Raw genomic sequence first — 18,755 nt, 5'->3', positions numbered from 1 at the left:
GCGTCCTAGAGTAATGAGGCCGGAAGTCCGGAAAGTTACGCAAGGAGGCGGCGTGGCCGTCTACGTCGATCATGCGGCCACGACGCCGCTGCGCCCCGAGGCGCGAGCCGCGTGGCTCGAAGCCCAGGACGTCGTGGGCAACGCTTCGTCGATCCACGGCGGCGGACAGGCGGCTCGCCGCGTGCTCGAGGGCGCTCGCGAGCGTCTCGCCGCGGTGCTGGACTGCGACCCGGTCGAGGTGGTGTTCACCTCGGGTGGTACCGAGTCGATCAACCTCGCACTCAAGGGACTGTGGTGGTCACGGCGTCCGGCTGCCGCCTCTGTGGTGCTGCCCGATGGTGAGCACCACGCGACGCTCGACGCCGTCCGCTGGCTCGCCGACCACGAGGGCGCCGCGGTCGTCCCGGTGCCCCTCGACGCGGTGGGTCGCATCGATCCCGGCGCGTTCGCGCACGCGCTTCCCGGCGCGGCGGTCGCGACCGCTCTCGTGGCGAACAACGAGGTGGGCACGGTCAACGACGCCGCCGGACTCGCCGCTGCCGCCGCAGCCGCGGGGGTCGCGCTCCACCTCGACGCCGTCTCGGCCTTCGGACACCTGCCGGTGTCCTTCCGGCGGTGGCGGGCGGATGCGGCGGGCCCCACCGGGCTCGTCGCCGTGAGCGTATCGGGGCACAAGGTCGGAGCGCCCGTGGGCGTCGGTGCGCTCGTCGTGGGCCGGGCGGCGACCCCGACGCCGCTGCAGCACGGCGGCGGGCAGCAGCGGGGCCTCCGAGCCGGGACGCAGGACATCGCCGGCGCAGCCGCGTTCGCCGTGGCCGCGGAGCTCGCCGTGGGCGAGCGCGAAGAGGAGGCGCGGCGTCTCGACGGTCTTCGCGACGCGCTGGCACGCAGCATCCGAGACGCCCTTCCGGAAGCCGAGGTGCTCGGCGACCCGGTCGACCGCATCCCGGGCAATCTGCACGTGCTGTTCCCCGGCGCGGCGGGGGAGACCCTGCTGTTCCTGCTCGATCAGGCCGGCGTGTCGGTGTCGACGGGGTCGGCCTGCCAGGCCGGTGTTCCCGAACCCTCGCACGTCGTGCTGGCTCTGGGGCGGAGCGAACGCGACGCGCGCTCGGTGCTGCGGTTCACTTTCGGACGCACCTCCACCGCCGCGGATGCTGAGGCCGTCGCCCGTGCGCTGCCGCTCGCCTACGAGCGCGCCGCCGCCGCTCGCTGAGCCCCGGCGCGCGGCGCTCCGTAGACTGGAGGAATGCGGATTCTTGCAGCCATGAGCGGTGGCGTCGATTCGGCCGTCGCGGCCGCCAGAGCCGTCGACGCGGGCCACGAGGTCGTCGGCGTGCACCTCGCCCTCTCGCGCGCAGGCGGCACGCTCCGCGCCGGCAGCAGGGGATGCTGCACCATCGAGGACGCCATGGATGCCCGGCGGGCGGCCGACAAGCTGGGGATGCCGTTCTACGTCTGGGACTTCTCCGAGCGTTTCCGCGACGACGTGATCGACGACTTCGTGGCGGAGTACCGCGCGGGCCGCACCCCCAATCCCTGCATGCGCTGCAACGAGAAGATCAAGTTCGCCGCTCTCCTGGAGCGCGCCATCGAGCTCGGGTTCGACGCGGTGTGCACGGGGCACTACGCGACCCTCGTCGACGGACCCGACGGGCTCGAGCTCCACCGGGCGTCCGACTCCGCGAAGGATCAGTCCTACGTCCTCGGCGTGCTGACGGCCGAGCAGCTGGCGCACACGTATTTCCCGCTGGGCGACACGCCGTCGAAGGCGCTGGTGCGGGCCGAGGCCGCCGAGCGCGGGCTGACCGTGGCGCAGAAGCCCGATAGCCATGACATCTGCTTCATCCCCGACGGCGACACGCGCGGATGGCTCGCCGAGCGCGTCGGCGCCGAGCAGGGCGAGATCCTCGATCGATCGGGCGCGGTGATCGGTCGTCACGACGGAGCGCACGCCTTCACCGTCGGTCAGCGCAAGGGGCTCCAGCTCGGGGTTCCGGCCGCCGATGGCAAGCCCCGGTTCGTGCTCGAGGTGCGCCCGGTGTCGAACACGGTGGTCGTCGGTCCGAAGGAGGCCCTCGCGACCGCCGAGATCGCGGGGGAGCGCCACTCCTGGGCCGGTCGCGCGCCGGCTCAGACGGCGTTCGCCTGCGACGTGCAGATCCGTGCGCACTCGGATCCGGTGCCCGCGCGTGCGACGGTTGCCGACGGCTGGGTCACCGTGGTGCCGGACGAGCCCTTCGACGGGGTCGCTCCCGGCCAGACCGCCGTCCTCTACGACGGGACACGCGTGCTCGGGCAGTTCACGATCGCCCGCACCGTGTCGGCGGTCCCGGCCATCGTCTGACGCGACGGCGCGGTGGTGTCCACCCCGCGGAGATGTCTGCGCCGCTCTCTAAACTGACGGGATGGCTGACGGCGTCGACGAACTCCCCGACCTCACCCTCGATGAGGCGCGCGACGAGGTCACGTCGCTGGTCGAGCGCATCCTCGGCGCGCGCGACGCGTACTACGGCGCCGACGCAGAGCTCGTCGACGATGCCACCTACGACGGGTGGATGCGGCGGCTCGAGGCCATCGAACGTCTCCACCCCGAACTGCAGGGGCAGGACAGCCCGACGCTCTCCGTCGGCGCAGCATCCGGCACCATGTTCGCCCCGGTCCAGCACGCCGAGCGCATGCTCAGCCTCGACAACGTCTTCAGCGCCGACGAACTGCGCGAGTGGTGCGAGAAGGCCCAGGCGGCAGCCGGACGCGCCGTGCGGTGGCTGACCGAACTGAAGATCGACGGGCTGGCGATCAGCCTGCGCTACGAGAACGGCGTGCTGACTTCGGCTGCGACGCGCGGCGACGGCCGCACCGGCGAGGACGTCACCATCAACGCGGTCCGGGTGCACGGCATCCCGCAGCGGCTGACCGGCACCGGGCACCCGCCGATCGTGGAGGTGCGCGGCGAGGTGTTCATCCCCGTCGCGTCGTTCGAGCAGCTCAACGCCCTGCAGGCTCGGATGCGCGAGCGCGTCGTCGACGAGGCGCGTTCGCGAGGCAGGGGCTTCGACGAGGCCCGGGCGACGCTGAGCGCCGAGCGGCGATTCCCGGCGTTCGCGAACCCTCGCAACGCGGCGAGCGGCGGTCTGCGGCAGCAGCTCGAGAAGAAAGACGGCCTCGAACTCGAGGCAGGGCAGGCGCGTCTTGATTCGCTGCGCCTCCTGGTTCACGGCATCGGTGCCTGGCCGCACCCGCCGGTGGCGTCGCAGAGCGAGGTCTACGAGCTCCTCGCCTCCTGGGGGCTGCCGACCAGCCCCTACTACCGCACGTTCGACGACGTCGACGGCGTGCTCGGCTACGTCACCCATTACGGCGAGCACCGTCACGACGTCGAGCACGAGCTCGACGGCATCGTCGTCAAGGTCGATGAACTCGATCTCCACGACGAGCTGGGAGCGACCAGCCGCGCGCCGCGATGGGCGATCGCCTACAAGTACCCGCCCGAGCAGGTCAACACGAAGCTCCTCGACATCGTGGTGTCGGTCGGGCGCACCGGGCGAGCGACGCCGTTCGCGGTGATGGCGCCGGTGCGCGTCGCCGGCTCCGTTGTGAGGCAGGCCACGCTGCACAACCAAGACGTCGTGAAGGCGAAGGGCGTGCTGATCGGCGACACGGTCGTGCTGCGCAAAGCGGGCGATGTGATTCCCGAGGTGCTCGGTCCGGTCGCCGAATTGCGCGACGGAACCGAGCGCGCTTTCGTGATGCCCGAGCGGTGCCCCGAGTGCGGCACACCGCTCGCACCGGCCAAGGAGGGCGATATCGACCTGCGCTGCCCCAACGCGCGGTCGTGTCCCGCGCAGGTGCGCGGTCGCGTCGAACACATCGGCTCGCGGGGCGCTCTCGACATCGAAGCGCTCGGCGAAGTGACCGCGGCGGCGCTCACCCAGCCGGAGGTTCCCGAGCATCCGCCTCTCGACACCGAGGCGGGTCTGTTCGATCTCACCCTCGAAGAGCTCGTGCCGATCCAGGTCGTCGTCCGCGACTCCGAGACGGGGCAACCCCGGATCGATGAGGTCACCGGCGAGTACGTACGGCGCACTCCGTTCCAGAAACTCGGGCCTGCGACCTACCCGCCCGGCGCCGAACTGCTCGACGCCGCCGAGCGCCGACGAGCCGGAATCCGCAAGGATCATCGAGAGGTGCTGCCGTCGGAGCAGGCGATCAAGCTCATCGCCGAGCTCGAGAAGGCCAAGACCAAAGACCTGTGGCGGCTCCTGGTGTCCCTGAACATCCGCCACGTGGGCCCCGTCGCCGCCCGCGCGCTCGCTCACTGGTTCGGCTCGCTCGACGCCATCCGCTCGGCGTCGCGCGACGAGCTGGCGGCCGTCGAAGGCGTCGGCGGCATCATCGCCGACTCGCTGGTGGATTGGTTCGCCGTCGACTGGCATCGGGACATCGTCGATCGATGGCGCGACGCCGGCGTGAGGTTCGCCACACCCGGGCATCCCGGTCCGGGCGCCGCGGCGGGTGTCGGGGGCGTGCTCGAAGGTGTCACGGTCGTCGCGACCGGCTCCCTGGAGGGCTACAGCCGCGAGGGAGCGCAGGAGGCGATCCTCCAGGCCGGTGGCAAGGCCGCCTCGAGCGTGTCGAAGAAGACCGACTTCGTCGCGGCGGGCCCCGGTGCCGGCTCGAAGCTCGCCAAGGCCGAAGAACTGGGTCTGCGCATCATCGATGCGGCCCAGTTCCATGTGCTCGTCACCGAAGGCCCGAGCGCGCTCCCTCCGCGAGGTGACTCGGGCGACTGATCGGTGAGCCCGAGTGTCGTACCTTTGTTCTACTCTCGTCGCATCGAGAGAGGAACACCGATGACCACCATCGACTCAGCCACCCGAGCGTGGCTCGATCAAGAAGACCGTCGTACCGCTGATGTGATCCGCAGGTATGGCGTCGAGATCGTCTATGTCGGCGTCGACGCCTGCTGCGCGGCCTGCGGCACAGGCGTCGACGGCGCCAGGGCAGATGCCGCCCCGTCCGATGAGCTCACCTCGTTCGCCTATACCGTGGGGCTCTTCGGAATCGGTCATCCCGAAGTGCTCGTCTTCGGTCTTGGCCCGGCCGACTCGTGTCGATTGCTCAACGATGTCGCCGAACGAGTTCGGGAAGGGGGCGATCTCACGGAGGGCCAACTCCTGGAGTTCTCACACGGGCGACGACGGGTACTCGTCGAGCGGGTGCCCAACCCCGGTGAGATCGCGTTCGCGGCGAACAGGTTCTACCAGCGCCCCGCCCAGGCGTCTGTCGGACTCCTGCAACTCAGTTATGACGATGACGGAGGCCACTTCCCAGGTCAGCCCGGTTACTCGCTGGCGGGCTCGCTGCAGCCGAGACCCGGCACGTTCCGTGCCTGAGGATGCCGCTACTCGGCCGCACTCGCGAGAAGGCGATCACGCACCTGACGGCGCAGCACCTTGCCGATCAGCGACTTCGGCAGGTCGTCGACGACGACGACCCGGCGCGGCACTTTGTAGGGCGTGAGAATGCCACGCGCGAAGGCGCGGATGGCCTCCTCGTCCAGGGCTGCTCCGGGTGCCAGCACGACCGCGGCGACCACTTCTTCACCGCTGTGCTCATCGGGAAGGCCGACCACTGCGACGTCCTCGACCAACGGATGCTGCCGGAGCACGTTCTCGACCTCGGTCGGAGCCACGTTGAAACCACCCGTGATGATGAGCTCCTTGATGCGGTCGACGATACGGACGAACCCCGCATCATCGATCGTCACGATGTCGCCCGTGCGGAACCATCCGTCGACGAAGACCGCCTCGGTCTCTTCGGGGCGACCGAAGTAGCCGCCGAAGACCTGCGGACCCCGCACCAGCAGCTCGCCCGCTGCCCCGGGGGCGACGTCCGCCGTGGGGTTCTCGGGGTCGACGACGCGGCACTCGGTGCCGGGAAGCGGCAGGCCCACGGTGCCGGGCACCCGGTTCGCGGCGACCGGGTTCGCCATGAGCACCGGCGAGCATTCGCTGAGGCCGTAGCCCTCGACCAGGAATCCGCCCGACTCCGCCTCGAAGGGCACGACGAGGTCGTGCGGCAGCGCCATCGCGCCGGAGATGGCGATGTCGGTGCCGGTGAGCGGAACCCCCTTCTCGAGAGATGCCTTCAGCAGACGGTCGGCGATCGGCGGCACGAGAGGAAGGAACGTCGCCGGATGCTTCTTCGTCACCGCGAGCACCATGTCGGGATCGAAGCGGGGGAACAGGACGAGCCGGGCGCCCATCGACATGGCGAAGGTGAGGCAGAGCGTCAGGCCGTACGCGTGGAACATCGGCAGGACGGCGTAGACGACGCACCCCTCGCCGCGAACGATCTGAGGCACCCACGCCCGCGACTGGGCGGCGTTGGCGAGCAGGTTGCGATGGGTGAGAGACGCGCCCTTGGGTACCCCGGTCGTTCCACTCGTGTACTGGATGATCGCGAGATCGTCGGTCGCAGGACGAGGGTGCGAGGGCGAGAGCGAGGTGCCGGCGAGCAGCTTCTGCCACGGCACGGTGCCCGACACCCTCTCGGTGAGGGCCGCACGCGACTCGCGGGCTTTCGCGATGGGGAGGCGCAGGGCGAACCGCGTGGCGGCGGGCATCGCCCGCGTGACGTCGATCGAGACCAGCGCATGCACGCGCAGGTCTGCGGGGAACTCCTGGACGGTGCGCACGACCTTGTTCCAGACGATCGCGTGCTTCGCACCGTGATCCTCGAACTGCTTGCGCAGCTCCCGCGGCGTGTAGAGAGGGTTGTGCTCGACGACGACAGCGCCGAGTCGAAGGACGGCGTAGAACGCCACGATGTGCTGCGGACAGTTCGGGAGCACGATCGCAACCGGATCGCCGGCCTTCACTCCGAGAGCGCGCAGCCCCTCGGCGGCGCGGGCGATCTGCTCGTCGAGGTCGCGATAGCTGGTCACCCGGCCGAAGAACTGCAGGGCGGGGGCATCGGGATAATCCCGCGCCGAGGCGTCGACGATGTCGACGAGCGAACCCGACACGGCCTCGAGATCGGACGGCACCCCTTCCGCGTAGCTGGCGATCCAGGGGCGCGGCGGGTCGTAGGTCGTCACGCGCACAGCCTAGCCAGCGATGCGTCGGGCACCGAGGTGCGTCGCCGTGCAGACCTAGACTGGGGGAGTGTCTGAAATTACCCCCGATCTCGTGCGCCATCTCGGCGTGCTCGCCCGGATCCAGCTGAACGACGAGGAGGTCGAGCGCCTGACCGGCCAGCTCGACGCGATCGTCGACAACATCGCGAAGGTGTCGCGAGTCGCGACTCCCGACGTCGTCGCGACGAGCCACCCGGTGGCGCTGGAGAACGTCTTCCGAGCCGACGTGCCTGGCGGGGAGCTGAGTCGAGAGCAGGTGCTGCAGAACGCGCCCGATGCGACCGAAGACCGATTCCGCGTGACAGCGATCCTGGGGGAGGAACAGTGAGCGAACTCACTCGTCTGAATGCCGCCGACCTCGCGTCGGCGCTTGCTCGCGGCGAGGTGTCGAGCGTCGAGGCGACGCGCGCGCACCTCGACCGCATCGCGGCCGTCGACGGCGACGTCCACGCCTTCCTGCACGTCAGCGACCACGCGGTCGCTGTCGCCGAGGACATCGATCGGCGACGGGCCGCGGGCGAGGAGCTCGGCCCCCTCGCGGGCGTGCCGCTTGCGATCAAGGACGTGTTGGTGACCACCGACATGCCCTCCACGAGCGGCTCGAAGATCCTCGAGGGGTACATGTCGCCCTACGACGCGACGGTCGTTGCGCGCTCGCGCGCCGCGGGTCTCGTTCCCCTCGGCAAGACCAACATGGACGAGTTCGCCATGGGGTCATCCACCGAGCACTCGGCGTACGGGCCGACGCGCAACCCGTGGGACCTCGACCGCATCCCGGGCGGTTCCGGCGGGGGCTCAGCCGCCGCGGTGGCCGCCTTCGAGGCCCCTCTGGCGCTCGGTTCCGACACCGGAGGCTCGATCCGTCAGCCCGCGCACGTCACCGGCACCGTCGGCGTGAAGCCGACCTACGGGGGCGTCAGCCGCTACGGAGCGATCGCGCTCGCCTCGAGCCTCGACCAGGTCGGCCCCGTCACGCGCACGGTGCTCGACGCGGGCCTCCTGCACGACGTGATCGGCGGGCACGATCCGCAGGATTCGACATCGCTGACCGACGCCTGGCCGTCGTTCGCCGACGCGGCGAGGGACGGCGCCCGGGGCGACGTGCTGCGCGGTCTGAAGGTCGGAGTTGTCAAGGAACTGCCCGACAGCGGGTTCCAGGCCGGAGTCTCCGCGTCTTTCCGCGCGTCGCTGGCGGCCATGGAAGCGCAGGGCGCCGAGATCGTCGAGATCAGCGCCCCCCACTTCGAGTACGGGGTGGCGGCCTACTACCTCATTCTCCCGGCGGAGGCATCGAGCAACCTCGCGAAGTTCGACTCCGTGCGGTTCGGCCTGCGCGTGACGCCTCCCGGGGGCGCGACCGTCGAGGAGGTCATGGCCGCCACGCGCGAAGCAGGCTTCGGAGACGAGGTGAAGCGCCGCATCATCCTGGGCACCTACGCCCTGTCGGCTGGCTACTACGACGCTTATTACGGAAGCGCGCAGAAGGTGCGCACGCTGATCCAGCAGGACTTCGCCGCCGCGTTCTCGGCCGTCGACGTCATCGCGACACCGTCGGCGCCGACTACCGCGTTCCGCATCGGCGAGAAGATCGACGACCCGCTGCAGATGTACTTGAACGACGTGACCACGATTCCCGCGAACCTCGCCGGTGTGCCGGGGATCTCGATCCCCTCCGGACTCGCCGAGGAAGACGGCCTGCCCGTCGGCATCCAGTTCCTCGCGCCGGTTCGTGAGGACGCCCGCCTCTACCGCGTCGGCGCCGCGCTCGAAGCTCTGCTCGTCGACTCCTGGGGCGGCCCCCTGCTCGACCGGGCGCCGGTCCTTCGACAGGCTCAGGCAACGGAAGGTGTGGCGTGATGGCCAAGAGTGCATTGATGGACTTCGATGAGGCGCTCGAGCGCTTTGAACCCGTGATGGGTTTCGAGGTCCACGTGGAGTTGAACACCGCGACGAAGATGTTCTCGGGCGCGCCGAACCCCGCCAACGAGGCCAATCACGGCGCCGCGGCGAACACCCTCGTGGCTCCTGTCGACATGGGGTTGCCGGGGGCGCTCCCCAACGTCAACGCGGAAGCGGTTCGCTACTCGATCAGTCTCGGCCTCGCGCTCGGATGCTCGATCGCCCCGTCGAGCCGTTTCGCGCGCAAGAACTACTTCTATCCCGACCTCGGGAAGAACTACCAGATCTCGCAGTACGACGAGCCGATCGCGTTCGAGGGCGAGGTCGAGGTGGAGCTGGCGGACGGCACCCTGGTTCGCGTACCGATCGAGCGCGCTCACATGGAGGAGGACGCCGGCAAGCTCACGCACGTCGGCGGCGCGACCGGGCGGATCCAGGGCGCGGAGTACTCCCTCGTCGACTACAACCGCGCGGGGGTCCCGCTCGTAGAGATCGTCACCAAGCCGATCTACGGGGGCGAGCACCGTTCGCCCGAGATCGCCAAGGCCTACGTTCAGGCGATCCGCGACATCGTGCTGTCGCTCGGCATCTCCGAGGCGCGAATGGAGCGCGGAAACCTCCGCTGCGACGCGAACGTCTCCCTCCGCCCGCGCAGCGCCGAGGGCGAGGCGCCGGCGCCGCTGGGAACCCGCACCGAGACCAAGAACGTGAACTCCATGCGTTCGGTCGAGCGCGCCGTGCGCTACGAGATCCAACGGCAGGCGGCGATCCTCGCCGGGGGCGGCACGATCACTCAGGAGACCCGTCACTGGCACGAGGACACCGGGACGACCTCGCCGGGACGGCCGAAGTCCGATGCGGACGACTACCGGTACTTCCCCGAGCCCGACCTTCTTCCCGTCGCGCCCTCGATCGAGCTGATCGAGGAGCTGCGCGCGCAGCTTCCCGAGCCGCCGGCGGTGCGTCGTCGCCGGTTGAAGGCCGATTGGGGCTTCACCGACCTCGAGTTCCAGGACGTCGCCAACGGCGGTCTCCTCGCCGAGGTGGAGGCGACCGTGGCTGCCGGCGCGAGCCCGGCATCGGCGCGCAAGTGGTGGACCGGCGAGATCAGCCGTATCGCCAACGCCGCCGATCGCGAAGCATCCGATCTCATCGCTCCGGCCGACGTCGCCGCGCTGCAGAAGCTCATCGACTCCGGAACGCTCACCGACAAGCTCGCCCGCCAGGTTCTGGAGGGCGTCGTCGCGGGGGAGGGCACGCCGCAGGAGGTCATCGACGCGCGCGGGCTCGCGGTGGTCTCGGACGACGGTGCCCTGATCGCCGCGATCGACGAGGCGCTCGCGTCCCAGCCGGATGTCATGGCGAAGATCCGCGACGGAAAGGTGCAGGCCGCCGGTGCGATCATCGGTGCCGTGATGAAGGCGATGAAGGGTCAGGCCGACGCGGCGCGCGTGCGCGAACTGATCCTCGAGCGCGCCGCCCAGTGATGATCTCCTCGCCGCGATGTCGGTGGGGAGAGCGAGAATCGAGCCATGGGTCGAGCTGACGGATCGGGGCGCCTCGTCTCGTCGGATGCGGCGGACGACACCGGCGCAGGAATCCTGCACGTCGACATGGATGCCTTCTACGCGTCGGTAGAGGTGCTCGACGACCCGTCGTTGCGCGGCAAGCCCATCATCGTCGGCGGCACCGAGGGTCGCGGCGTGGTGTCGGCGGCCTCGTACGAGGCACGTCGATACGGCGTGCGGTCGGCGATGTCGATGGGGCAGGCGCTGCGCCTGTGTCCGATGGCCACAGTGGTCAGTCCTCACTTCGACCGCTACGTCGCACTGTCGAAGCAGGTGATGTCGATCTTCTCCGACGTCACCCCGCTGGTGGAGCCCCTCTCGATCGACGAGGCATTCCTCGACGTGCGCGGCGCGCGTCGTCTGTGGGGGAGTCCCGGCGTGATCGCGCGCGCTCTCCGTCAACGCGTGCGCGACGAAACCGGTCTCACGTGCAGCATCGGCGCGGCGGCGACGAAGCACGTGGCCAAGATGGCGTCGACCATCAGCAAACCCGATGGGCTGTTGATCGTGGCCGAGCACGAGACGGCGGCGTTCCTCGCGCCACGACCCGTCCGTGCGCTCTGGGGCGTCGGCCCCAAGGCGTCGGAGGCACTCGAGTCCCGAGGCATCCGCACGGTCGGTGACGTGCTCGGCACGCCTCGCCATGTGCTCGATCGAGCCCTCGGCGCGGCGATGGGGGAACGCATCTGGAACCTCGCGCGAGGCATCGATGTGCGCGAGGTCGACACAACCCGCGTCGAGAAGAGCATCGGCCATGAAGAGACCTTCTCCGACGACATCTCCTCGACCGAGGTTCTCCACGTCGAGCTGCGTCGTCTTGCCGACCGGGTGGGTTCACGGCTCCGCGGCCACGGGGTCGAGGCGTCCACGATCGCCATCAAAGTGCGCTTCTCGGATTTCACCACGCTCAGCAGGTCGCGCACGCTCGCCGAGCCGTCGGCCGTAGGCCAGCGCATCGGCGAAGCGGCGATCGAACTCTTCGACGCCATCGAGCGCCCACTGCCCGTGCGGCTGATCGGAGTTCGTGCCGAGAAGCTCCGCGCCCCCACGTCGGGCTTCGCCCTCTGGGATGACGACGAGGAGTGGCGCCGGGTCGAGGGTGCGCTCGACAACGCGACCGCGCGCTTCGGCAAAGGCGTCATCACGAGGGCAGCTCTGCTCGGACCGATGCGCGACACGGGGGCATTGCCGTCGCATCCCCGCCCGTCGTCTCACGAGCGCTGATCCGACCGTCTCGCCGCCGTCAAGGCCTGGGAACCCGGAAGTGCGGCGGGTACGGTGGGGTCATGCCCAATATCGCACTAGAGCTCGGTGAGCAGTCCGCCTCCTTCGGAGTGACGTCCTCCTACGGCGAGCAGCAGGACGTCGACGGGGTCCGCCTCATCCCGGTGGCTCTCACCTGGACCGGCTTCGGGGGCGGTTCTGACGAGTCCGGCAACGGCGGTGGCGGTGGCGGCGGGTACTCCCTGCCGCTCGGTGCCTACATTCGTCGCGGTGACGATCTGCGGTTCGAACCGAACATCGTCGCTTTCGCCGCCGTCGCTATCCCGCTCGTGTGGGTGGTCGGACGCGCGCTCAGCCGTGTCATCCGCGCACTCAAGAAGTAGCGTCGACCCGGTCGCTCGCGCACTCGACACGGCTGTCGCGCGCATCCTCGATGCTGTGATCGGGGTCGAGGCCGTGAACCCCGTCATCCTGATAGACGGGCAGAGCGGCGCGGGTAAGACCACCCTCGCGCAGCGCGTCGTCGAGAGATGGCCCGTGCCGGGCCGGGTTCAGTCGGTGGCGCTGGATTCCCTCTACCCCGGATGGGACGGGCTCGAGGCCGGCGTCGAATACGCACGCGGGGCCATCCTCATGCCGCATGCGCGCGGAATGATCGGAGTGTGGCATCGGTGGGATTGGGTCGAGGAGGCCCGCGCCGAAGCACACGCCGTCGACCCCTCGCTCCCCCTGATCGTGGAAGGCTCCGGACTCCTCACCCCGGCCACGGCGCGTCTGGGCGATGTCAGAGTGTGGCTGGAGTCTCCGGCACCGCAGAGACGTCGACGCGGCATCGCTCGCGACGGTGAGACGTATGAGCCGCACTGGGATCGCTGGGCGCTGCAAGAGGAAGCGCACATCGTCCGGGACGACCCGACCAGCCACGCCACGCTCGTTCTGGCGGTGCCGTGAGTCAGCGAGAGGCCTCTAGCGCCTGCACGAGACCGTCGAGGCGGAAGCCCAGCCACTCGTAGATTCCGAAGCGGGGGTCATCCTCGTCGTGGTCGTCTTCCGTCTCGATTCCGAGTCGCGATGCGAGCACGAGGCGTATGGCGGCGAGCACACGCATCCATGCCCCCGCTTCTTCGTCGTCGAGGGTGAGCACGAAGGCGCGCGTCAGCTCAGACTCTTCGGCCGTCGCGATGTCGAGCTCGGGCCCGCCGGTCGAGAGCGTCGCGAGCACCACGTCGGCGTCTTGCTGACGTCGGTCGAGCAGGTCGGAACCCGTCAACCTGCGGAACTCGGCGGAGGCGGCGGCGTCATCGGCATAGGCGTCGGGGAGGAGGCGCGCGACGGCGGGGTCGGGGGGAGTGGCGCCCTCGACGGACGTCGCTTCGAGCAGTTCGACGAACTGCCTCACCATTCCCGAGAGGTGCACGGCCTCGATGGCCGAGATCTCGAGGACGACGATCTTGTCGGTCATGACGATGCTCCATTTCGCACGGTCGCGCACAGGCCGTAGTCGTGCATGGCTTGGGTATGCAGTTCCATCTGTTCGCGCGGTCCGTGGGCGACGACCGCGTGCCCCTCGTGGTGCACCGCGAGCATCAGACGGGATGCCGTCTCGGCGTCGAAGCCGAAGTACTCCCGGAAGACATGTGCCACGTAGCTCATGAGGTTCACCGGGTCGTTCCAGACCACGGTCTGCCAGGCGTCGTCGCCGAGCCGATCCGTGTCGAGGTGCTCTTGGGCGTCGACAAGCGTGAGTGAGACCATCATGCCCATCCCAACTCATGCAGGCGCTCGTCGTCGATGCCGTAGAAATGCGCAATCTCGTGTACCAGCGTGGTGTGCACCTCGTCGCGCAGTTCTTCTTCGTCGTCGCATACGGCGAGATGGGCCTCGCGGTAGAGGATGATCCGATCGGGGAGTTCGCCGACGCCGTAGCGTTCCCGCTCGGTCAACGCCCAGCCGTCGTAGAGACCGAGGAGGTCGAGACTGCCGTCTTCCGCTCTGTCTTCGACGACGAAGACGACATTGTCGAGACCGTCGATCATCTCGTCGGGGAGTCGATCGAGCTCGTCCACGACGAGTCTCTCGAACGCGTCGGAACTCAGATCAAGCATTGGGGTGAGTAACGGGGCTCGAACCCGCGACATCGGCCACCACAAGGCCGCGCTCTACCAACTGAGCTATACCCACCATGTCTCCCGCTCGCGCGGGCAACCCAACAATTCTCTCACACTCCTGCCGTGAAAGACGACACGGTGGAGGCCGCGGCTGCCTTCGCCGCATCGCTGGTGGGCCCGGGCTCGGGCACGAACACCGCCTGGCGGTAATAGGCAAGTTCGCGGATCGATTCACGGATGTCGGCCAGCGCGCGGTGCCCGCCGTCTTTCGCCGGGGCGTGGAAGTATGCGCGCGGGAACCACCGGCGGGAGAGCTCTTTCACGCTCGAGACGTCGATGTTGCGGTAGTGCAGCCAGCGATCGACGCGGGGCATGTACTTCGCGAGGAACATGCGGTCGGTGCCGATCGTGTTGCCCGCCAGCGGCGCCTTGCCCTCGACCGGTGCGAACCGCTGAATGTACTCCAACGCTTGGAACTCGGCGTCGGCGAGGCTCACGCCGTGGGGGATCTCTTCGAGCAGTCCGGAGGAGCGGTGCATGTCGGTGACGAACTCGCTCATCGACGCCAGGGCCGAATCGTCGGGTTTGATAACGATGGAGAATCCGGGGTCGAGGATGCGGAGATCGAAATCCGTGACGACGACGGCGATCTCGACGAGTTCGTCGACGTCGAGATCGAGTCCCGTCATCTCGCAGTCGATCCAGACAAGTCGATCGTTCTCGGAGGCAGCCACCATGCGCCTCAGTCTAATGACGGCCGTCGACACAGGATGTGGAGTCCCCCAGGCACGATTCGAACGTGCGACAAACGGATTAGAAGGCCGTTGCTCTATCCACTGAGCTACTGGGGGCCGACGACCAGAGTACCGGGGGTCGCACCGGCACGCACTGGCGCACGCTCCGCGCCAGGCGTAGCGTCGGAACGACAGGCGTAAGGAGTCGATGATGACCGAAGCGAAGACGCGCAGGCTGTGGGTGGCCTACGGGCCGGCGGGTGCCGTGGGCAAGATTCAGACCGACGACGAGTCGTACGTCGTCCAGATGGCGGGTGCGGACGAGGAACTCGGGCGGTACCCGACCATGGAGATCGCCAAATCCGCCCTCACCGCGCATCTGAAGCCGGGGTCTGAGCGCCCCGAGTTCCGCGAGCACTGAGACAGGAGTGCCGGGCGGTCAGGCGTCGACCCGGACCCGGCGCCGTTCTTTCACGTCCAACAGCGGCAGCGCGTGGTGCACGAGCGGACCGATGCAGATCGCGAAGACCACGGTGCCCACGCCGACGGTCCCGCCCAGCAGCCAGCCGGCGATGAGCACTGTGGTCTCGACGAGGAGTCGGCACACCCAGATCGGCCACCCGAGACGGCGGTGCAGGCCGGTCATGAGGCCGTCTCGCGGTCCCGGGCCGAAAGCGGCTCCCAGGTAGAGGCCGGAGGCGAACGCGACCAGCAGAATCCCGCCGGCCAGCATCGCGCCGCCCGCCCAGAGGTCCGGTGCGGCAGGTACGAGCGCGAGTGTCGCTTGCAGAGAGGTGCCCACGAGCGCGACATTCGCGATGGTGCCGATTCCGGGCTTCTGTCGGAGCGGGATCCAGACGAGGAGCACGAGCCCGCCGAGGATGTTCGTCACCCAGCCGATGCCGATGCCGGTGTGGATCGAGATGCCTTCGGCGAAGACGGTCCACGGGTCGACACCCCACCCGGCGCGGACGGTCAGGGCGCATCCTGCGCCGTACAGCACCAGGCCGATGAGGAGTTGGAGGATGCGTCGAGCCATGCGAATATCCAATCAGGCAATTGGATCACACTGAACAGTCCAATACCGGTAATGTGGATTCATGGACTCACGGATATCGGCCCGCTCCCTCGCTGCCTCTCTGGGAGGGTGGCGGTCGAAGGAGCCGGTGTACGAGGCCCTCGCGGATGGCATCCGACTCCTGTGCCTCGACAATCGGATCGCACCGCGCACGGCGCTTCCGGCAGAGCGCGAACTCTCCGCCGAGCTGCGCCTGAGCCGCACGACCGTGGCGGCCGCGTACCGGAGCCTGCGCGACACCGGGCACATCGAGAGCGTTCGCGGCTCCGGCAGCATCACTCTGCCGCTGCGGCGCACGGATCCGGGGCATCGCGCCACCGGCGATGAGACGATCGACCTTCAGCAGGCGAGTCCACCGGCGTGGCCGGGACTCGCCGGCGTCATCACCGAGGTGGCCGCCGGCGCTGCGACGCTCGTCTCCACGGTCGGCTACGACATCGTCGGCCGCCCCGGTCTGCGAGATGCCATCGCCGCCCGCTACACGGCTCGGGGGATTCCGACGTCGCCCGACGAGGTGATGATCACGACAGGGGCGCAGAGCGCGATCCACCTCATCGCGTCGGTGCTGCTGGGCCGCGCCGACAGAGTGCTCATCGAGACGCCCACCTACCCCCACGCGGCCGACGCCTTCCGCCGAGCCGGCGCTCGCATGGTCGGCGTTCCGGTGACGACGTCGGATGGATGGGACCTCGATCGCGCCGAGCAGGCGTTCGCGCGAACCCTCCCGGTGCTCGCCTACCTGATGCCCGATTTCCAGAATCCGACGGGTCGCACGATGACGGCGCAGGAGCGTGCGATCATCGCTGCCGCCGCCGACCGTTCGGGCACGCTCGTCGTCGTCGACGAGACCACGTCGGATCTCAACATCGACCGAGCGGTCGAGCCGGAGCCGTTCGGTCGGGGGGAGGACCTGATCCGCCTCGGGTCGCTCGGCAAGACGGTGTGGGGTGGCCTGCGGATCGGTTGGATCCGCGCGGAGGTGGAGCTCATTCGTCGCCTGGTTTCGGCGCGGGCGGTGCACGACCTCGGCACGCCGGAGATCGAACAGGCGGTCGCGGAGGCGCTCCTGCCGCGTCTCGACGAGATCGCCCATCAACGCGCCCACCTGTTGCGACAGGGGCGCGATGCCGTCTCAGCGGCGCTGCGCGATCGGCTTCCTCAGTGGCGGGTGCCCGCCGCCGATGGAGGAGTCTCGCTGTGGGTCGAACTGGATGCCCCGCTGAGTTCCGGGCTGGTCATGGCCGCGCGAGCGCGGGGGTTGTACCTCTCGGCCGGTTCACGTTTCGCGGTCGAGGGCGGCTACGACCGCCACCTGCGCGTGCCCTTCACGGCCCCGGCGGCAAGCCTCGTCAGCGCCGTGTCGATCCTGGAGCAGGTCTGGCCGACCGTGCACGACGGTGCGCCTCGCGCGCTCGTCGACAGCTTCGACGCCGTGGTCTGAACGTCACCGCTGATAGCGGAGGCAGTCGAACGCGTCGGAGACGGCCCAGAATTCGCCGAGCGAGCGGAACGAACGCGTGCCGCCGTGGTAGCGCTCCGCCCGGAAGCTCCACTCGTCGCCGCTCGCTATTGCACGCACATGGCCGAGCGGTCTTCCGTCGGCGTCTGCCACTCGCCACAGCGTCGGCGCCGCGCGGGTGAGGCGCACCCACGGTGGGAGGTCGAATGTCGGGGTGTCTCGCTCCAGAATCTGCATGATCGTTCCTCCGTCCGAGTTCGAAGATATGTCCGACCTCCGACATCGCGCCCCGGGGCCAGCGGTTCGCCGATCGGCTCCTCCCCACCGGGTGACGGCGGCGTGGTCATCCCCAGAAGCACATCGTGCGCCGCCCCGCGTCGGCCCCACGGCGAAGCTGGATGCGCTCCGGCGCCCGACGGGCACTCGGGTGCCGGAGCATCCCCGACGGAAAGGAACCGAAATGACCGACACCATCACGTTCACGGGCAATCTCGCTGCAGAGCCGGAACAACGAATTCTCGGAGGCGGCGTGTCCGTCACCAATTTCCGCGTCGGGTCCACGCACCGCCGGTTCGACAAGTCGACCGAGCGATGGGTCGATGTGTACACGAACTGGTACCAGGTGTCGGCGTACCGCGCGCTCGGCGAGAACGCCTACGCTTCGCTCCACAAGGGGGATCGCGTGATCGTCACGGGCCGCCTGCGTCTGCGCGAGTGGGACAACGGCACCAAGCGCGGTCTCGCCGTCGAGGTCGAGGCGGACGCCGTCGGGCACGATCTGCTCCGGGGGCGCACGACCTTCCACAAGAACCGCGCCGCCGTCGAGCCCGGAGCGTCGGGCCCTGAGGTCGGGGCCGTCGCGGAGTCGTCGGGGCCCGCGCCCGTCGCCGTGGGAGCCTCGCCGGTCGCCGCGACCGACGCCGGCGGGTGGGGCATTCCGGCCGCGACGGTTGACCTCGCGCCCGAGGCCGAGCTCGCCGACACTCCATTCTGAGGTGCGCCCGTAGACTCGCAGCGTGATCGGATCCACCGCCTCCCGCCGTGCCGGCCTCGTCGTGCTCGCCGTCGCCGCGGCGACCGCTCTGGTCGGGTGCACCGATACGTCCGAGCCCGCGCCGACCGCGACGGTCTCGCTCACCCCGACGGCCGAGGCGCCGCCCACGGCCGAGGCGCCGACTCTCGTTCCGGACGGCGATGCTTCGGCGAACCTCCCGTATTTCGCGCAGATCGTGCAGTCGGTCGCTGCCGGACCCGACACCGGGCGTGCATACGTCGATGCCCTGGTCGCCGCGGGGTTCGACAAGGCGGCCATGCAGGTGACCGAGAACCAGTCGACGGTCGGCAATGCGGCAGAGAGCATGCAGTTCTCGGTGCGGTGGGGAGACGAGTGCCTGATCGGGCAGGTCGGCCCCTCGACAGGACAGCCCGTGGCCGTGGTCATGCCGGGACTCGCGGCCGGTCGGTGCCTCGTGGGCAACACCCGCCCGATCGATTGGTGACCCCGCGCCTCGGACGGCCCGGCTCGCGCCCCTAGACTGGGAACG

At 69.2% G+C, this 18,755-nt stretch carries 20 protein-coding genes, 2 tRNA genes and 1 pseudogene; 14 read left to right on the top strand and 9 right to left on the bottom strand.

The genetic code is table 11. From position 1 onward, the window contains the following. The first annotated feature begins 52 nt into the window (after nucleotides 1–52). From ABTU82_RS01480 to ABTU82_RS01465, 4 genes are all read left to right on the top strand, one after another. Nucleotides 53–1,216, top strand: a complete 1,164-nt coding sequence (locus ABTU82_RS01480) for a cysteine desulfurase family protein (RefSeq protein WP_407171226.1) — start codon at nucleotides 53–55, stop codon at nucleotides 1,214–1,216. Between the two features lie 33 nt (nucleotides 1,217–1,249). Beyond that, nucleotides 1,250–2,347 carry a tRNA 2-thiouridine(34) synthase MnmA gene (gene mnmA, locus ABTU82_RS01475; protein WP_407171225.1) on the top strand — a complete coding sequence of 366 codons (1,098 nt, stop codon included), beginning with the start codon at nucleotides 1,250–1,252 and terminating at the stop codon, nucleotides 2,345–2,347. Nucleotides 2,348–2,408: 61 nt separating this feature from the next. After that, nucleotides 2,409–4,793 (top strand): NAD-dependent DNA ligase LigA, encoded by a 2,385-nt coding sequence (gene ligA, locus ABTU82_RS01470; RefSeq protein ID WP_407171222.1) that lies wholly within the window; start codon nucleotides 2,409–2,411, stop codon nucleotides 4,791–4,793. Between the two features lie 60 nt (nucleotides 4,794–4,853). Continuing rightward, nucleotides 4,854–5,396 carry a DUF4262 domain-containing protein gene (locus tag ABTU82_RS01465; protein ID WP_116646392.1) on the top strand — a complete coding sequence of 181 codons (543 nt, stop codon included), beginning with the start codon at nucleotides 4,854–4,856 and terminating at the stop codon, nucleotides 5,394–5,396. An 8-nt stretch (nucleotides 5,397–5,404) separates the two neighbouring features. Here the strand turns inward: ABTU82_RS01465 and ABTU82_RS01460 are convergent, their stop codons facing one another. Beyond that, nucleotides 5,405–7,102 (bottom strand): long-chain-fatty-acid--CoA ligase, encoded by a 1,698-nt coding sequence (locus ABTU82_RS01460; protein WP_407171218.1) that lies wholly within the window; start codon nucleotides 7,100–7,102, stop codon nucleotides 5,405–5,407. 67 nt (nucleotides 7,103–7,169) lie between these two features. Between ABTU82_RS01460 and gatC the strand changes: the two genes are divergently transcribed. From gatC to ABTU82_RS01430, 6 genes and pseudogenes are all read left to right on the top strand, one after another. After that, on the top strand, nucleotides 7,170–7,469 hold the full coding sequence (gatC, locus tag ABTU82_RS01455) for an Asp-tRNA(Asn)/Glu-tRNA(Gln) amidotransferase subunit GatC (RefSeq protein WP_116646394.1): 300 nt from the start codon (nucleotides 7,170–7,172) through the stop codon (nucleotides 7,467–7,469). Next, on the top strand, nucleotides 7,466–8,998 hold the full coding sequence (gene gatA, locus ABTU82_RS01450) for an Asp-tRNA(Asn)/Glu-tRNA(Gln) amidotransferase subunit GatA (RefSeq protein ID WP_407171214.1): 1,533 nt from the start codon (nucleotides 7,466–7,468) through the stop codon (nucleotides 8,996–8,998). Before gatC ends, gatA begins: the two co-directional genes overlap by 4 nt. Next, complete coding sequence (gene gatB, locus ABTU82_RS01445; protein WP_116646396.1) at nucleotides 8,998–10,527, top strand: Asp-tRNA(Asn)/Glu-tRNA(Gln) amidotransferase subunit GatB; 1,530 nt, start codon at nucleotides 8,998–9,000, stop codon at nucleotides 10,525–10,527. Before gatA ends, gatB begins: the two co-directional genes overlap by 1 nt. A 33-nt stretch (nucleotides 10,528–10,560) precedes the next feature. Continuing rightward, nucleotides 10,561–11,832 (top strand): annotated as a pseudogene (locus tag ABTU82_RS01440) (DNA polymerase IV); the annotation flags it as partial. A 62-nt stretch (nucleotides 11,833–11,894) separates the two neighbouring features. Then, a complete protein-coding gene (locus tag ABTU82_RS01435; protein WP_116646398.1) occupies nucleotides 11,895–12,215 on the top strand; it encodes a hypothetical protein in 321 nt (106 codons plus the stop codon). Next, nucleotides 12,190–12,783, top strand: coding sequence for a nucleoside/nucleotide kinase family protein (locus ABTU82_RS01430; protein WP_407171210.1), 594 nt, complete (start codon nucleotides 12,190–12,192; stop codon nucleotides 12,781–12,783). Before ABTU82_RS01435 ends, ABTU82_RS01430 begins: the two co-directional genes overlap by 26 nt. A 1-nt stretch (nucleotide 12,784) precedes the next feature. Here the strand turns inward: ABTU82_RS01430 and ABTU82_RS01425 are convergent, their stop codons facing one another. The 6 genes from ABTU82_RS01425 to ABTU82_RS01400 all read right to left on the bottom strand — a co-directional run bounded on the left by ABTU82_RS01425 (nucleotide 12,785) and on the right by ABTU82_RS01400 (nucleotide 14,791). Next, entirely contained in the window at nucleotides 12,785–13,294 is a 510-nt protein-coding gene (locus ABTU82_RS01425) for a DUF2017 family protein (RefSeq protein WP_407171207.1), read from the bottom strand. Then, nucleotides 13,291–13,587, bottom strand: coding sequence for an ATP-dependent Clp protease adapter ClpS (clpS, locus tag ABTU82_RS01420; RefSeq protein WP_407173270.1), 297 nt, complete (start codon nucleotides 13,585–13,587; stop codon nucleotides 13,291–13,293). The genes ABTU82_RS01425 and clpS overlap by 4 nt, the downstream gene beginning before the upstream one ends. Beyond that, nucleotides 13,587–13,937: a metallopeptidase family protein gene (locus ABTU82_RS01415; RefSeq protein ID WP_116646400.1), complete on the bottom strand. Its 351-nt coding sequence runs from the start codon at nucleotides 13,935–13,937 to the stop codon at nucleotides 13,587–13,589. Before ABTU82_RS01415 ends, clpS begins: the two co-directional genes overlap by 1 nt. Continuing rightward, nucleotides 13,938–14,013 (bottom strand) — tRNA-His (locus ABTU82_RS01410). It abuts the gene before it with no gap. A gap of 37 nt (nucleotides 14,014–14,050) precedes the next feature. Beyond that, complete coding sequence (orn, locus tag ABTU82_RS01405; RefSeq protein WP_116646401.1) at nucleotides 14,051–14,677, bottom strand: oligoribonuclease; 627 nt, start codon at nucleotides 14,675–14,677, stop codon at nucleotides 14,051–14,053. 41 nt (nucleotides 14,678–14,718) lie between these two features. Continuing rightward, nucleotides 14,719–14,791 (bottom strand) — tRNA-Arg (locus tag ABTU82_RS01400). A gap of 94 nt (nucleotides 14,792–14,885) precedes the next feature. Between ABTU82_RS01400 and ABTU82_RS01395 the strand changes: the two genes are divergently transcribed. After that, nucleotides 14,886–15,095 (top strand): methyltransferase, encoded by a 210-nt coding sequence (locus ABTU82_RS01395; protein ID WP_116646805.1) that lies wholly within the window; start codon nucleotides 14,886–14,888, stop codon nucleotides 15,093–15,095. 18 nt (nucleotides 15,096–15,113) lie between these two features. Here the strand turns inward: ABTU82_RS01395 and yczE are convergent, their stop codons facing one another. After that, nucleotides 15,114–15,713 (bottom strand): membrane protein YczE, encoded by a 600-nt coding sequence (yczE, locus tag ABTU82_RS01390; RefSeq protein ID WP_407171202.1) that lies wholly within the window; start codon nucleotides 15,711–15,713, stop codon nucleotides 15,114–15,116. A 61-nt stretch (nucleotides 15,714–15,774) separates the two neighbouring features. On the opposite strand from yczE, the gene yczR reads away from it, so the two are divergent. After that, nucleotides 15,775–17,193, top strand: a complete 1,419-nt coding sequence (gene yczR, locus ABTU82_RS01385; protein ID WP_116646403.1) for a MocR-like transcription factor YczR — start codon at nucleotides 15,775–15,777, stop codon at nucleotides 17,191–17,193. Between the two features lie 3 nt (nucleotides 17,194–17,196). Here yczR and ABTU82_RS01380 read toward each other — a convergent pair whose 3' ends face one another. Then, nucleotides 17,197–17,448 (bottom strand): hypothetical protein, encoded by a 252-nt coding sequence (locus ABTU82_RS01380; protein ID WP_116646806.1) that lies wholly within the window; start codon nucleotides 17,446–17,448, stop codon nucleotides 17,197–17,199. Nucleotides 17,449–17,671: 223 nt separating this feature from the next. Here ABTU82_RS01380 and ABTU82_RS01375 point away from each other — a divergent pair, with 223 nt between their 5' ends. Next, nucleotides 17,672–18,205, top strand: coding sequence for a single-stranded DNA-binding protein (locus ABTU82_RS01375; protein ID WP_165817903.1), 534 nt, complete (start codon nucleotides 17,672–17,674; stop codon nucleotides 18,203–18,205). Between the two features lie 22 nt (nucleotides 18,206–18,227). Continuing rightward, the gene (locus ABTU82_RS01370; RefSeq protein ID WP_240606778.1) at nucleotides 18,228–18,710 is read left to right on the top strand and encodes a DUF6993 domain-containing protein; all 483 of its coding nucleotides are present in this window, start codon (nucleotides 18,228–18,230) and stop codon (nucleotides 18,708–18,710) included. Nucleotides 18,711–18,755 lie beyond the last annotated feature (45 nt).

The organism is Microbacterium deferens (assembly GCF_045517775.1).
GTDB lineage: Bacteria > Actinomycetota > Actinomycetes > Actinomycetales > Microbacteriaceae > Microbacterium.
The sequence above is the reverse complement of the archived record's forward strand: the minus strand, read 5'-3'. Positions and strand labels throughout refer to the sequence as shown.